The organism is Nitrospira defluvii (assembly GCF_905220995.1).
GTDB lineage: Bacteria > Nitrospirota > Nitrospiria > Nitrospirales > Nitrospiraceae > Nitrospira_A > Nitrospira_A defluvii_C.
Window position 1 is genome coordinate 142454 of sequence record NZ_CAJNBJ010000021.1, and the last position, 14970, is coordinate 157423.

Genomic DNA, 14970 nt, shown 5'->3' on the forward strand with positions numbered 1-14970 from the left:
CATACTATCGCCCTATGATCAGAACCGATGTACGTAAAGCTATTATTCCCGCAGCCGGACTGGGCACACGCTTTCTCCCCGCTACCAAGGCTTCTCCCAAAGAGATGCTTCCGCTAGTCGACAAACCGCTGATTCAATACGTCGTCGAGGAAGCGGTCGCCTCGGGCATCGAAGACATCATCGTCATCACCGGACGAGGCAAACGCGCGATCGAAGACCACTTCGACCGTTCCCTCGAACTGGAAGAGAATTTGAAGGGCAGCGGCAAGGGCCAAGTGCTGAATCAAATGCGGCACATTTCCAATCTGGCCAACTTTTGTTATGTCCGGCAACCGGAAGCCATGGGACTCGGCCATGCCGTGCTCTGTGCGCAACATTTGATCGGCGACGAACCGTTCGCCGTCATCCTCGGTGACGAAATCATCGATGCGGCCGTTCCCGGGCTCGCCCAATTGATCCATATCTACAAGCAACGCAAAGGCGCGGTCTTGGGCGTGCAGGAGGTACCACAGCAAGAAGTCAGCCGGTACGGTATCATCTCCGCGCGCAAGGTACGCAATGGCCTCCACCGTGTCGACGATCTGGTGGAAAAACCTGCTCCCGCCGACGCACCGTCGAATCTCGCGGTCATTGGACGCTATGTCCTGCCCCCGGAAATTTTCCCGATCCTCCGCAAGACCCCGCCGGGCAAGAACGGAGAGATTCAGCTGACGGATGCCCTGCGCCAGCTCGTCAAAAATACCTCCATGTTCGCTCACGAGGTCGAGGGGCAGCGGCATGATGCGGGCGACAAGCTCGGCTTTCTCATCGCCACCGTGGAATTGGCGCTCAAGAACCCGTCCCTGGGACCTGCGTTCGGCGAGTTCCTGCAACAGCGACTCCGCCCGGCAGCCACAGAGGTGCGTCGTCGAGGCCAAGGTCGAACACGCACCACCACTTCCTAGCCACGGGCAAGACGGATGACCGTCGCCCGAACCGTGCCATAGCACGACATCACACGAACACTCTAGATCGGCAAACTGGAGCCTCATGGCTGAATCAGTAGAACAAGACTTTTCGAACAACCAGAACCTCGAACCGCCGGACCAGCTGCCCCTGCTGCCGGTGCGAGATATCGTCGTCTTCCCCTACATGGTGCTGCCCCTGTTCGTCGGCCGGGACATGTCGATCAAGGCGATCGAAGCGGCGCTCGCCGGCAACCGGATGCTCTTCCTCGCCACACAGAAATCACTGGATGTAGAGAACCCGCAGCCGGAGGACATTCACCAGGTCGGCACCGTGGGCATCATCATGCGGATGCTCAAGCTCCCGGACGAACGAATCAAGATTCTGGTGCAAGGCCTCGCGAAGGGCCGGATCGAGCAATACATCCAGAGCGACCCCTATTATTCCGTCCGCATCGAGAAACTCGTCGAGACGAAACAACCGGGCTCCACGCTCGAGACCGAGGCGGTCATGCGCACCGTCAAAGAACAGATCGAAAAGATCGTGAGCCTCGGCAAAGTACTCATTCCCGATGTAATGGTCGTGATTGAAAATCTGGAGGACCCGGGTCGCCTCGCCGACATGGTCGCCTCGAACCTGGGATTGAAAGTCGACATTACCCAGACGGTCCTCGAAATCGTCGATCCGATTCAACGCCTCCGCCAGATCAGTGAAATTCTCGCGAAGGAAATCGACGTCCTCTCGATGCAGCAGAAGATCCAAGCCCAGGCCAAAGGCGAGATGGACAAGACTCAGCGCGAATATTTCCTGCGCGAGCAGTTAAAGGCCATTCAGAAGGAACTCGGTGAATTGGACGAACGGGCGGAAGAAGTCGCGGAATTCCGCAAGCGGATCAAAGACGCCAAGATGCCCGAGAAGGTCCTGAAGGAAACCGAGAAACAACTGAAGCGGCTGGAGAAGATGCACCCGGATACGGCCGAATCGGCCACCGTTCGTACCTACCTGGAATGGATGGTTGAGCTGCCCTGGAACAAGAAATCAAAGGACAATCTCGACCTGAAAGCGGCAATGAAGGTGCTCAACGAGGATCATTACGATCTGGAAAAGGTCAAAGAACGCATCATCGAATACCTCGCCGTGCGCAAGCTAAAAGAGAAGATGAAGGGTCCGATTCTCTGTTTCGTCGGCCCGCCGGGCGTCGGCAAGACGTCGCTGGGAAAATCCATCGCGCGCGCGTTGGGCCGGGAGTTCGTCCGGATCAGCCTGGGCGGCGTACGGGACGAGGCGGAAATCCGCGGCCATCGGCGGACTTATGTCGGCGCGTTGCCGGGACGGATCATTCAGGGGATGAAACAAGCGGGCACGAACAACCCGGTCTTCATGCTCGACGAAGTCGATAAGGTGGGCATGGACTTTCGAGGCGACCCCTCGGCCGCACTCTTGGAAGTCTTAGACCCTGAACAGAACAGCACCTTCACCGATCACTATCTCGGGGTGCCCTTCGATTTGACCGAAGTCATGTTCGTCACGACGGCGAATCTGATGGATCCGATCCTTCCCGCCCTGCGGGATCGCATGGAGGTCATCGATATCCCCGGCTACACGGAGGAAGAAAAGCTTGGCATCGCGCACAAGTATCTGATCCCGCGCCAGATGAACGAACACGGTATCACGGAGAAACATATTCGTGTCTCAGAGAAGGCAATACGCCACGTCATCACGCACTACACGCGTGAAGCCGGTGTCCGTAATCTCGAACGTGAGATTGCCAACCTCATGCGCAAGGTCGCCAAAAAAGTCGCAGAGGGCAAAGCCGAGTGCCATGCGATCGACCACACCAACCTGAACAAGTTCCTGGGTGTGGCGAAATTCGTCCCCGAGGCGGAGCTGGAAAAGGACGAAATCGGTGTCGCGACCGGCCTCGCCTGGACCGAGAGCGGCGGCGATGTGTTGTATATCGAAGCCACCGTCATGAAGGGGAAGGGCCAACTCACGCTCACGGGCCATCTCGGCGACGTCATGAAGGAATCGGCCCAGGCAGCCTTGAGCTACGTGCGGTCACGAGAGAAAACCCTCGGGATCAGCCCCGATCAGTTCGCGAAGAACGATATTCACATCCACGTGCCGGCCGGAGCGACGCCGAAAGACGGCCCTTCCGCAGGCATTACGATGGCCACGGCGATCGCCTCCGCGTTGGCGCAAGTGCCGGTGCGCCGAGATCTTGCGATGACCGGCGAAATCACCTTACGCGGTCGAGTCCTCCCGATCGGCGGGCTCAAAGAAAAAATCCTTGCAGCCAAGCGGGCGAGACTCTCGACGGTCGTGCTGCCGAAACGCAACAAGAAAGATCTGGACGAGATCCCCAAACACATCCTCAAGGGCATTGAGTTGATCTTCGTGGACACCGTGGATGACGTGATCCAAGCCGCCTTGCGGCGAGGCCCATCGCGAAAGACGGGCGCGGCGACGCCCAAGACTCCCGCGAAAAAAGCGGTGAAGGCCAATGGATCGGCGCGAGCAACCGGCCCAACCCGCCGGCGCTTACAGCGCCCGGCGGTGTCCTCGTCACTAGCCCTGTAGTTCCCCCGAGCGTGAGGCGCGTGATCGTTATTGCCGACTTGCTGCTGAGACGAACGACCCGGAATCTGGTGCGCTGATGCCATCAGGCGGATCCCGCCGGGCTCGCCCGGTACGCAGCGAGTTCGGCCTGATTCGTCGCTTGCAAGCCCGGGCAGCAAAACCCGACCGGCAAGTGGCCCTCGGCATCGGCGACGACACCGCCGTCATCAAGACCTCCTCGACCGAGTGGACCCTCATCACCACGGACCTGCTGGCCGAAGGGGTACACTTCGACCTCGCCACCTCGTCTTATGAGGACATCGGCTACCGAGCGGCGATCGCCAACCTCAGCGACATCGCCGCCATGGGCGGTACACCCCGGTTCATGCTGGTCTCCATCGCCATTCCGTCAACCTGCTCGACGACGGAGATTCATCAACTCTACCGCGGCATGATGCAGGCCTCCGCCCCCTATCGAGTCTGCCTCGTCGGCGGCGACACCTCGGCCTCCAAGCACGGACTCTTTCTCAGCATCACCCTGACCGGCGTGGTGCGCCCCGGTCGCGCCCTGCTGCGTAGCGGCGCCAAAGTCGGGGATCGACTCTATGTGACCGGGACCCTGGGCGACTCCCGCGCCGGACTGGACCTCCTGAGTTCCCGCCGACGCCGAACGCTTCCTGCCGCACACGCGCGGTTTCTCCTCGCCCGCCACCATCGCCCTTCTGCCCGTATCGCCGAAGGCCAGTGGCTGGTCAAGCAAGGGCTCGCCGGGGCAGCCATCGACCTCTCCGATGGCCTCACCGGAGATCTGCGTCACATCTGCGAAGACAGCGACGTCGGGGCGGAGATCCTTGGCGGCTCGCTCCCGATCTCCGCGGCCTGCCAAGCTTATGCGGCAGCCTACCGCCTATCCCCACAGGAGATTGCCCTGCAAGGAGGCGAGGACTATGAATTGCTGTTTACCGTACCGGCCGGCCAACAAGCCCGCTTTGAGCGGCTGGTAAAAAAGACCCCGTTTCACTGTACCTGTATCGGCACGATCACCCCGAAACGGTCCGGCCTGCGCTTGCGAACGGAACAGGGCACCACCAGTCCCCTGCCGCTGACCAGCTACGAACATTTTCGAAGACCGTCGTAACAGTATCAGCCGGGCAGACGCCTTATGGCCAACCTACGCTCGCTATTTCGCCAAATTCTCCATCTCGATGAATCGCCGCATCGGACGGCGCTGGCCTTCGCGATCGGCGTCTTCATCGGTTTTTCACCGGCCTATGGCCTGCATATGGTCATGGTGGGATTCTGCGCTTGGGCGTTCGGGTGGAACGTGGTGGCGCTGCTCGCTGGAGCTTTTCTCAACAACCCCTGGACCCTCATTCCCATTCTCGGCGCCACCTACTGGACCGGCGCGGTCCTCCTCGGAGTGCGGGACTTTCCCTCATTCGATTGGAGCGATCTCTCGTTCATGGGCATCTATCATCAGGTCGCCCCCTATGCTTGGCCGTTTGCGCTGGGCGGGATGGTGCTGAGCATCGCCGGCGCCCTGCTGGCCTATCCCATCGCCTATTTCGTGCTCACCAAGTATCGACGAAGCCACGCGGACGACTGCGCCCCGCATTTGCCCCCGTCATCCGGCCTGGGCTAAGATCAGGCAACTGTCGGCCACGCATGAAACTACCTTCCGCCATTCCTCCAGCGCCCTATGACGGTTCCGCGCTTATTGCCGATCCGATCCATGAATACGTCTCGTTCACCGTGCCCTATGCGACTCCCGATCCGTCCGAGCGCACGGAAAAGGACCTGATCGACTCCCCCTGGGTCCAGCGGCTGCGATACATCTACCAACTGCAGAGTGCCCGATGGGTCTATCCCTCCGCCGAACATACGCGGTTCGTGCACTCGTTGGGAACCATGCATGTCGCCGGACGGTTCGCCCGTCACCTGTATCCGTTTCTGCGACAGGCCGTCCCCGATCTTCCCTCCGCCTCGTTCGTGGAAGAATTCTTGCGGATTACCGCGCTCGTCCATGATATCGGGCACGGCCCGTTCTGCCATTTTTTCGATGATAACCACCTCCATAGCTTCGGCCTGTCCCACGAGAAATTGGGTCAGATCATCGTGCGCGAGCATCTGGGACCACTCATCAAAAAAATCCGGCGCAGCCCGTCCGGCCCCTTCGAGCGGGGTGAGGAACTGAATCCGGATCACATCGCCCATGTAATTTTGAAAGAAAAAGGCAAGGACAATTCCCGCATTCCGCGCTGGATCAATGTCCTCCAACCGGTCATTTCGGGCAGCTACACGGCCGACAATCTGGACTATGTCTTGCGCGACGCCTATATGTGCGGCGTCGCGGTCGGACCGGTCGATCTCACCCGGCTGATCCACTACACCATCATTACGGACAAGGGCTTCACCATCCATAAGACCGGACTCCCGGCCCTGCACATGTTTCTGAACACCCGCATGTATCTCTACTCCAATGTCTACTATCACCGGACCACCAGAGCAATCGACATCCATTTGCGTGATATCTTCGGCGACACCATGAAGCGGCTCTTTCCCGCCAATCCGGCCACTCACATGGACGATTACCTGACGTTGACGGACTGGTCGCTGCTGGAAGATGTCCGGCGATGGAAGAAGGCCGCAAACAGCGCGCTCCGCCGCCTGCATGAGGAATGGGCGCACATCCTCGGACGCGACGTGAAATGGAAAATGGCCTACAGCACGGTCCTCAAGGAAAAAGGGGTCGAGCGGGGCATGGACTTCCCCAGCCACATCCATTTCCAACAACAGATTCAGTCGGCGCTGCCCCCCAAATTGCGCACCCTCCCTTTCCGCGTCGATATGGCGCCGCTCGACCCCCGCCCCGACCCCAAGGACACGCGCGGGACCCCTCTGCTCGTCTACGATCCCGGGACCAAGGGGCTGTCCACCGAGCCTTTGGAAGAATTGCTGGATCTGCTGCCGACCCGGCTCGTGCAATTCCGTATTTATGCGTTGGACCACGACCAAGACGCCGCCTTATCGAAAGCCGCAGCCACCGTTCTGAATAAAACGTCCTCCAGCAGCGAGACAAATTTCTAAGAATCCGTAACGGCTGCAGCCAAAACATCGGCTCCTTTCACCCATCACCAAATCTCTGCCTATAGTTCATGGTCTAGGTATTTTACTAGGGCATATCGCATCTATTGGATTTTGTTGTTCTTATTCATAGTGAACGGCATCATTGTTGTATCGCTCACGGCAGTAGCTTGAGCGACGGCGCCGCGATCCACGAACCAGGAGCCCCATGACCAGTGATGGTCTCCACGGGCTAACGACCGAGAAGCTGACGCCTCACATTCGCGGACTGAGCCTCTTCGCTGTGATGGCCGCCCTCATAGGCGGCACGTTCCTTCTGGACTGCATGACCCCCCTTGGCGTCCCCGTGTGGGTCCTCTATATCCTGCCGCTCATCCTGACATCCGGAACGCCCCATCGCTGGAGCTCCCCCTTCGTCGCGGTGACCTGCATGGCGCTGACATTCCTCGGCTATGTTCTTTCCACTGACATGGCTGAAGTCCCCACCTGGCTTCCGCAAATTAATCGTTCCTTCAGTCTCATCATCTTTCCGCTCATGGCCTACCTGATTGATCAACAGAAACGGTTGACTCGTGAGGGGCGTAAGTCAGCGGAGATGGCCGCGGAACAGGTGGCCCTTCGAGAACGATCGCAGTTCCTGAAAAAAACCGCCGAGGACGTGCAGGACCTCTATGACCGGGCCCCTTGCGGATACCATTCGTTGGACTCCACCGGCCTAATCGTCGCCATGAACCAGACGGAGTTGGACTGGTTGGGGTATACGAAGGAAGAACTCATAGGCAAACAGCGATTCACAGATTTAGTCACCCCTGTTGGGGTTGCCCTATTCAAGGAACGATTCCCGCAATTTATCAGGGACGGTCATATTGAGGATCTCGAGTTTGAGCTGATTCGGAAAGACGGATCGACCTTCCCCATACTGTTGAGCGCCACGGCCGTGACCGACGGGCAGGGGCGGTTTATCTCCAGTCGCTCCACACTCATCGATATGACGGAGCGGAAACGAGCCGAGAAGGCGTTGCGTCAGAGTCATCAGTCGCTCGAAGCGCTGGTGGCGGAACGCACCACCGCCCTGCTCCAAACCAATCAGCGCCTTGAGCAGGAACTGGTACAAAGCCAGCAGATTCATCGGGCATTGACCGCCAGTGAAAGCCGGTTCCGTGAACTGGTCGAATCGCTCCCCCTGCCGATCTGGACCTGTCTCCCGGACGGCACCTGTGACTATCTGAGCCCGCAATGGGCGACGTATACGGGTCGCTCCGCAGAAGAGCCCTTCAGCACCGGATGTCTCCAGCATGTCCACCCCGAAGACCGCCCGACAATTACCGAGCAATGGCGCGATGCCGTGGCTCGTGTGCAGCCTCTCGATGCTGAACTGCGTTTCAAGCGGGCCGACGGAGTCTACCGCTGGTTCCATGTGCACGCGACACCCATCCGGGACCAGGACGGGCACGTACTCAAATGGGTGGGCACCTACACCGACATGCACGATCGGAAACAGGCCCAGGAGCTCCAGGCCAGGCTTGCCGCCATCGTGGAATCATCCTCCGATGCCGTCATGAGCAAATCACTGGGGGGACGCATTGAGTCCTGGAACAAAAGCGCCGAACTGATGTTCGGCTACTCCGGCGAAGACATCATCGGCCAGCACATTTCCCGGATCCTGCCGCCCGATCGTCGAGTGGAAGAATCGATTCTTATCGAGCAGGTCAAAGCAGGCATCGGCGTCCAGCAATTCGAAAGCGTACGCATCCACAAGGACGGCCACCCCATCCAGGTATCCTTGACCGTGTCTCCCATCATGGATGCGAACGGCCAAGTTGCGGCAGTCTCCACGATCGCGCGTGATATCACGGAGCGCAAGCGTGCCGAGGACACCTTGACGCAGCAACGTCGGCTCATCGAATTGTCCTACGATCCGATTTTTTCATGGGATACCGAGCGGGGCATACTGGATTGGAATCGAGGGTGTGAGCAATTGTACGGCTACACTCGAGCAGAGGCAGTCGGACGGAACAGCCATACCCTGCTGAAAAGCAGACCCCCCTGTCCGCTTGAAGTCATCTATGCCGAGTTGGACGCTACCGGCGCCTGGACCGGCGAGATTCACCATCGCACCAAAGACGGGCGGGAGGTACTGGTGGAGAGCCGATGGGGATTGATGAAAGCAGGTGGCCGCCGCCTCGTGCTCGAAACCAACCGGGACATCACTGAACGTCGTCAGTCGGAGTTGACGATCCTGAAGAAGAACAAGGATCTCGAAACCCTTCTCTACGTGACCTCGCACGACTTGAAGGAACCACTGCGCGCCATCGAAAGTTTCTCGGTGCTGATCCAGGAACGCTATGCAAACCGGCTGGACGAGAAGGGCCAAGATTTTCTTCGCCGCATCGTCCGGGCCACCCAGCGGCTCGACCAGTTACTGACGGATATTCTGGACCTCTCCCGCGCCCAGCGGATGGAGCCACCCGTGGAGGAGATCGACGCGAATCACCTGATCCAGGAAGTCTTGCGGAGACTGGAAAGCCGTATCAAAGCCACCGGAGCCAGGGTCACGGTGCGCTCTCCCTTGCCGCGCCTCCGGGTCAATACGACGTGGGCAGTCCAGGGCCTCTACAACCTGATCGCGAACGCGTTGAAGTTTGTGGCCCCGGGGGAAGCGCCGGACATCGAGATCGCCCCCCATGTCGAGATCGATCTGGAAGGGGCGGAGTCGGCCGGACTAGTCGTGAGGGACCGTGGCCCCGGGGTACCTCCCGATCAGCACGAGCGCATCTTTGAGTTGTTCCGGCGAGCGGTGGGACGCGACATCGAAGGAACCGGAGCCGGTCTGGCCATCGTGCGCCAAGTGGCGGAACGGCATGGCGGGCGCGCCTGGGTCTCCCCACGAGAAGGCGGAGGATCGGAGTTTTTCATCACATTCGGCATCAACCGGCAGGTTGCGAAAGAGGTAGGACCATGACGTTGAGACCATTCGACATTCTGATCGCTGAGGACAATGAAGATGACATTCTGCTCATCCGCGAAGCGTTCGAGACCGTGAACATGACCAACAGAGTCGCCGTGGTCCGGGATGGGGCCGAGGCGATGGCCTACCTGCGCGGAGAAGGCCCCTTCAGCCAATGTCCGCTTCCCGGCATGGTGCTGCTGGACATCAATATGCCGAAGAAGACAGGACTCGAAGTGCTGGAAGAAATCAAATCGGACCCCCGGTTTCGCGCGCTCCCCGTCGTCATCCTGACGGTCAGCGAACGGGAGGAGGACATTGTTCGTTCATTCGAACAAGGCGCCTGTTCGTATATTCGAAAACCAGTCACCTTCACCCGCTTTATCGCCGTCGTCAAAGAATTCGAACTGTATTGGACGCTGGTCTCGAAAGTGCCCATGCTGAAGAGGTAACACATGCATGTGTTGCTGATTGAGGACAATGAGGACGATGCGGAACTGATCCGGACCGCGCTCTGCGAGCAGGCATCCCACGACATCTCGCTGGATTGGGCAGACCGGCTTGAGACGGGCCTCTCCAAGCTGATGGGCGGCCCCGTGGACGCCGTGCTCGTCGATCTTTCACTGCCGGATAGCCACGGACTTGAAACCCTGGACCGGGTGCGGCCACAGGCCGGCGAAGCGGCGGTCATTGTGCTGACCGGTCTCGACAATGAACTCGTCGCTGAAAAATCTCTGCTACGCGGTGCGCAGGATTATCTGGTCAAAGGCAGACTGACCGGTGATGCGCTGAGACGCGCCATCCGCTATGCCATGGGACGGCACCGGGTCGAGCAAGCCCTGCGGAAGAGCGAAGAACGTTTTCACCTCACCTGCCTGGCGACGCAGGACGGCATTTGGGATTGGGACATTGCGTCCGGCACGACCTGGTTCAACGAGGCGTATCAGTCCGTCTACGAACCGGCCACGTCACACCTGGAGCGGCATCAAATCCCCTGGGCCGATCAGGTGCATCAGGAAGACCGTGAGGCGGTCATCGCCAATCTGACGCGCGTCCTCGAGTCGGATCAGCACTTATGGACGGCCGAATATCGGTTTCGCAGGAACGACGGCACATACGCCTATGTCGTCGACCACGGCTATGTGCTACGCGATCGTGAACACAGACCCCATCGGATGATCGGAGCCAAGACCGACATCACCGAACGCCGGCAGGCGGAAACGATGCACGCCGTCCAACTCGCCGTGGGTCTGGCCCTTGAAGAGTCCGTGACGCTGAGTGAAGCCGTACCGCGAATCCTTCGCGCCATATGCGAACTGCAGGGCTGGACCGTGGGCGCCTTATGGCTCGTGGATCCACAAGATCAGACGCTTCACTGTAACGCGTTGTGGCATCGGGCCAGTGCCCCCATTGAGGCGTTCGCCAAGAGTTACGAATCCCTCTCGCTGACACAACATATGGGCCTCGCCGGACGCGCGTGGAGGACCGGCACCGCAGTATTCTCTCCCGATATTCTCATGGAAGCCGCATCCCCCGCGCGGGAAGCCGCACGGCAGGCCGATCTGCACGGCGCCATCGCCTTCCCGATCTCGACCAGGAAAAACATCCTTGGCATCATTGAGTGTTTTGTTTCTGAAGTCCTCCGCCCGACACCGGCACGGTTGGAGCGCATCTCCGAATTGGGGGCCATGATCAGCCAATTTCTCAACCGGAAAGACCTCGAACGGCAATTGCGACAAGCCCAGAAAATGGAAGCTTTGGGTCGCATGGCGGGCGGCGTCGCACACGACTTCAACAACTTGCTGACGATCATCAACAGTTGGGCCGAGTTACTCATGGATGAACCGGGACTTACCTCTCGTGCGCAACGCGGTATGGCCCAAATCAGAGATGCCGGCAACAAGGCGACGGGATTGACCAGGCAATTGTTGGCGTTCACGCGCCATCAAATCGTGGAACGTCAACCCCTGAATCTCAATGACCGTGTGAGTGATATTGTCGAACTCATGAAGCGCGTCATCGGCGAAGACATCCAACTCGTGCTGAAGCTAGACCCGACGCTGGGGCGTATCAAAGCGGATGCGGGGCAGATCGAGCAGGTGGTGATGAACCTCGTCGTCAATGCGCGAGACGCCATGCCGCACGGAGGACGGCTCGAATTGGAAACCGGGGAAGTGACGGTCACCCACTCCGATCCCTTCTGGTCCGATCCCTTGATTCCCGGTCCCTATGTGACCCTGGCCGTTCGTGACACCGGCTGCGGGATGAGTGTCGAAACCTTGGGGCATCTCTTCGAACCGTTTTTCACGACGAAAGAGTTGGGCAAAGGCACCGGACTGGGCCTGTCTACCGTGTACGGCATTGTGCGACAGAGTGGAGGCACTGTGGGCATTACAAGCGAATTGGGCAAAGGGACCACCTTTACCATCTACCTTCCTCGCATCGCCGAGGACTCCGAGGCACTCCGCCCCCCCGCCACGACGAAGCCGGCGGGTGAACGATCCGAGACCATTTTGCTGGTGGAAGACAACGAAATGGTGCGAGGCTTGGCACATACTATCCTCGTCGCCCAGCACTACCACGTGGTGGCGGCACGATCCGGCGAGGAGGCGTTACGGCTGGTTCGTGATCAAGGGCGACAGATTGCGCTCTTGGTGACCGATATGGTGATGCCGGGCATGGGAGGCGCGCAATTGGCCAGCGAACTCCAAGCCCTCCAACCCGATCTCAAAGTCATCCTGACATCGGGCTATTCGGAACGGGACGGGGTACTCCTGCAGCACTTCGATGCTCGGATGGCGTTCTTGCCAAAACCCTACACCCCGGAATCTCTGACAAAGGCCGTGGCCACCGCGCTTGAATCGCCCGCGCAGCAGGAAGCCTGCAGAGATAGCTCTGAGACACCCTAACCTCCTGTCACATTGTCAGCAGGGAACCGTGATGAGGAGACGGCTGGAGAAACGGGCTACCGTGTGTCGCCGCCGACGGCGGCAGGAGTGACGTCCGGCTGTGCAGCACCGGCTGGACTTGCTACCATCGGCAGATCGGCGGCGGGATTCTTCGGAAACGGCAGATCAAGCAGCGTGTAGGGATTCACACGAGCGCCGTTGACCTTCATGCCCCAATGCAAGTGCGGTCCGGTCGCCCGACCGGTGGCGCCGACTTTTCCGATCACCTGACCGGCCCTGATCAAATCGCCTTCCTTGACCAGCACGTCCGACAGGTGAAAATACATCGAATACAGTCCAAGGCCATGGTCCACGAAGATGCCGCGGCCTGAAAAAATATGATCGACGACGAGGCGCACCACCCCGTCGTTGCTGGCCATGACGTCGGTCCCCATCGGAGCACCGATATCTTCCCCGTTGTGCGGATTTCTGGGCTGCCCGTTCATGATGCGGACGCTGCCGAATATTCCCGTGCGCTTGCCGTGAACCGGTTCAATGAAGCCGGTCTGCCACAATCGCATACCGGACTCTTCTGCCAGCGCCTTGCGCACCTGCTCCTGCTCGGCTTTCCAACGGGCCGCAGCCTTCTCATCAAGGTCCACTTTGTCCTTCGGCAGCTTGAGATGCTCCACCGCAAACTTCTCCTTCACAACTAACACCTGAAAGGAGAAATGCCGTGTCTGCTCGCCCGATTGCGCATCAATCGTCAATTCATGCGCACCAGGCTCGTCCTGAAGGTCGATGCCGAGCAACCCGATATAGCCGGTTCCTCCGACGGCAGGGTTTGGAAACAGTGGCATGGTGCGGCCCAGGAAATGTCCCTTGACGGTCGCGGCATCCTTCAGGTCAGGAACCGTGATCACCACGACTTGCCCCTGCTTGCCGCTGAACTGCCCATCGCCGCCACGCGGCACCGGCCCTGTGTTCGGAAACAACTCGACCGGGAACACGCTGGCCAGCAACACGACCGAGATGATCAGGAAGCGATCGAGAAATGACATGGCTGTGGCTCGACTCAATTCGTCACGCCGCCTTACCGATACATCCGCGCCCCGGACACCTGCGACAACAATTCCTCAACCCGTCGGTTTACGGCACTGAAGGGGTCCATACAGAGGATGGTTTCCTCCCAGTAGCCGTTCAGCTTCAAATAGGTCCAGTCTACCGTATACGAGCGGTTTTTGGCTCGAGCAAACCGGATAAAATCTCCCCGGACTTTGGCCCTCGTGGTCTGCGGCGGCACCGACATGGCTCGCTGCACGGCTTCTTCCTCGACCACACGAACGGCCATGCCGCGGTTCTCCATCAAATAATACAGCCCGCGGGTGCGTTTGACGTCATGAAACTGCAAATCCAGCAGGAAGACCCGGGGGTCGTCCCAACCACAATCCTTCTTCTCAGTATAGGATTGAATCAGATGCTTTTTCATCACCCAATCGACCTCGTGGACCAGTTGCATCGGGTCCTCTTCCAGTCGATCCAAGACCGACACCCACTTCGTCAGCACATCGTCCAACACTGGATCATGGGCCTGCGCGTCGAGAAACTCCGTCGCGCGCTTCACGTATACACGCTGGATTTCAATCGCGGTCATCTGTCGGCCGTCATCCAGCTTGACCTTCTTGTTCAGGGTGGGGTCTCGGGAAATCTCGCGGATGGCCTTCACGGGATCCTCAAGCTCCATGCCGGCCACGGAGAACCCCGCTTCGATCATCGAGAGCACCAAGGTAGCGGTGCCCACTTTCAGGTAGGTGGCATATTCCGACATATTGGAATCGCCCACGATGATGTGGAGCCGTCGATATTTTTCCGCGTCGGCATGCGGTTCATCCCTGGTATTGATGATGCTCCGTGAGGAGGTCGTCGAGGACGAGGTCTTCTCGTGGATGTGCTGCGCCCGCTGCGAGATGAAATACTGCGGCTTGCCTGATACTTTCAGCACCTTGCCCGCGCCGGAGTAGATCTGGCGGGTGACGAAAAAGGGGATGAGTTGCTCGGTCACCTTCCAAAAATCCACATCCCGCCGCATGAGATAGTTTTCATGGCAGCCATAGGTGTTTCCGAGTGAGTCGGTGTTGTTCTTGAAGATATAGATCTCGCCAGAGAGGCCCTCTTCACGAAGCCGCTCCTCGGCCGCCGGCAAACAGGCTTCCAGCAGGCGCTCGCCTGCCTTGTCGTGAATCACCAGATCGAGAATGTTATCGCACTCCGGCGTGGAGTACTCGGGATGGCAGCCGGTATCTTGATAAAACCGCGCGCCGTTGACCAGAAACGCGTTGGACGGCCAGCTGTTGGGAATTAGTCCTTCGAAGATATACCCCAGCACTTTCTCCATCGGAAGATAAATCTTCCCGTTGGGAGAAAAAATCAGGCCATACTCATTCTCCAGGCCGAAAATACGTTGTTGCATGGAACAGCCTCTCGTCCTCAGCTGCTTTCAGAATACACCGTGACGCGTAACGCTTCAACCGAAGCCCAGATTTCCCT

The 14970-nt window shown here is 59.0% G+C and carries 10 protein-coding genes; 8 read left to right on the plus strand and 2 right to left on the minus strand.

Going from position 1 to position 14970, the window contains the following annotated elements:
- Window positions 1–14: 14 nt before the first annotated feature.
- From galU to KJA79_RS22290, 8 genes are all read left to right on the plus strand, one after another.
- Window positions 15–944: a UTP--glucose-1-phosphate uridylyltransferase GalU gene (gene galU, locus KJA79_RS22255; protein ID WP_213044305.1), complete on the plus strand. Its 930-nt coding sequence runs from the start codon at window positions 15–17 to the stop codon at window positions 942–944.
- 85 nt (window positions 945–1029) lie between these two features.
- Window positions 1030–3525 (plus strand): endopeptidase La, encoded by a 2496-nt coding sequence (gene lon / locus KJA79_RS22260; protein ID WP_213044306.1) that lies wholly within the window; start codon window positions 1030–1032, stop codon window positions 3523–3525.
- 76 nt (window positions 3526–3601) lie between these two features.
- Window positions 3602–4642 carry a thiamine-phosphate kinase gene (gene thiL, locus KJA79_RS22265; protein ID WP_213044307.1) on the plus strand — a complete coding sequence of 347 codons (1041 nt, stop codon included), beginning with the start codon at window positions 3602–3604 and terminating at the stop codon, window positions 4640–4642.
- A gap of 24 nt (window positions 4643–4666) precedes the next feature.
- Window positions 4667–5146 carry a DUF2062 domain-containing protein gene (locus KJA79_RS22270; RefSeq protein ID WP_213044308.1) on the plus strand — a complete coding sequence of 160 codons (480 nt, stop codon included), beginning with the start codon at window positions 4667–4669 and terminating at the stop codon, window positions 5144–5146.
- Between the two features lie 23 nt (window positions 5147–5169).
- Window positions 5170–6591, plus strand: coding sequence for an HD domain-containing protein (locus KJA79_RS22275; RefSeq protein WP_213044309.1), 1422 nt, complete (start codon window positions 5170–5172; stop codon window positions 6589–6591).
- 205 nt (window positions 6592–6796) lie between these two features.
- Entirely contained in the window at window positions 6797–9550 is a 2754-nt protein-coding gene (locus tag KJA79_RS22280; protein ID WP_213044310.1) for a PAS domain-containing sensor histidine kinase, read from the plus strand.
- Complete coding sequence (locus KJA79_RS22285; protein WP_213044311.1) at window positions 9547–9987, plus strand: response regulator; 441 nt, start codon at window positions 9547–9549, stop codon at window positions 9985–9987. The genes KJA79_RS22280 and KJA79_RS22285 overlap by 4 nt, the downstream gene beginning before the upstream one ends.
- A 3-nt stretch (window positions 9988–9990) precedes the next feature.
- The gene (locus KJA79_RS22290) at window positions 9991–12444 is read left to right on the plus strand and encodes a response regulator (protein ID WP_213044312.1); all 2454 of its coding nucleotides are present in this window, start codon (window positions 9991–9993) and stop codon (window positions 12442–12444) included.
- A gap of 56 nt (window positions 12445–12500) precedes the next feature.
- On the opposite strand, the gene KJA79_RS22295 is transcribed toward KJA79_RS22290, so the two are convergent.
- Together KJA79_RS22295 and pafA are read right to left on the minus strand one after the other, a co-directional pair.
- Window positions 12501–13484, minus strand: coding sequence for a M23 family metallopeptidase (locus KJA79_RS22295; protein ID WP_213044313.1), 984 nt, complete (start codon window positions 13482–13484; stop codon window positions 12501–12503).
- Between the two features lie 32 nt (window positions 13485–13516).
- Window positions 13517–14893, minus strand: a complete 1377-nt coding sequence (gene pafA / locus KJA79_RS22300) for a Pup--protein ligase (RefSeq protein WP_213044314.1) — start codon at window positions 14891–14893, stop codon at window positions 13517–13519.
- Window positions 14894–14970: the final 77 nt, after the last annotated feature.